Origin of the sequence: Ancylomarina longa (genome assembly GCF_003996985.1) — a bacterium.
Taxonomy (GTDB): Bacteria; Bacteroidota; Bacteroidia; order Bacteroidales; family Marinifilaceae; genus Ancylomarina_A; species Ancylomarina_A longa.
This window is the reverse complement of the sequence record NZ_RJJX01000161.1, coordinates 1-576: the sequence shown is the minus strand read 5'-3', so window position 1 is coordinate 576 and position 576 is coordinate 1. Positions and strand designations below refer to the sequence as shown.

Genomic DNA, 576 nt, shown 5'->3' with positions numbered 1-576 from the left:
AGTCTCCTGGTTGGTATACCAAGGACTGTTTGTGTCATGACTCAGTTGCATCCAAGTAATATTCACAGGATGCGAAGTGTGCTTACGAAGACTATATTCAAGAACCATCATTTAGAGGTGGTCCCACATGTTTGAACAACTAAAAGCTTATTTATAAGTGATACTCTGCTCTAGTTAAGCTACCTTATTTTGTTGTGGTAGCTGGTCATAGTAAAACTCATCTGGAGTCATTTTGTCCAGACTCGAATGAGGTCGTTTCAAATTATAAAATTCAAAATATGCGTTTAATTGCTTCTTCGCATCCAAAACATTGCTGTAGGCTTTGAGATACACCTCTTCATATTTAACGCTCCGCCATAATCGTTCAACCATCACATTATCAACCCATCGACCTTTACCATCCATACTGATTTGAATGCCATTTGATTTCAATACATCAATAAATGCATCACTGGTAAACTGACTGCCTTGGTCTGTATTAAATATTTCAGGTCGACCATATTTTTCAATAGCTTCATTTAATGTTTCTATGCAAAATGTAACCTCCATACTAATCGATACTCTATGCGCAAGTAC

At 37.0% G+C, this 576-nt stretch carries 1 protein-coding gene; it reads right to left on the bottom strand.

Annotation, left to right across the window (positions count from 1 at the left end; translation table 11 throughout):
- Positions 1–174: 174 nt before the first annotated feature.
- A partial coding sequence (locus tag DLK05_RS16785) for an integrase core domain-containing protein (RefSeq protein ID WP_148114127.1) occupies positions 175–576 on the bottom strand: 402 nt, incomplete at its 5' end.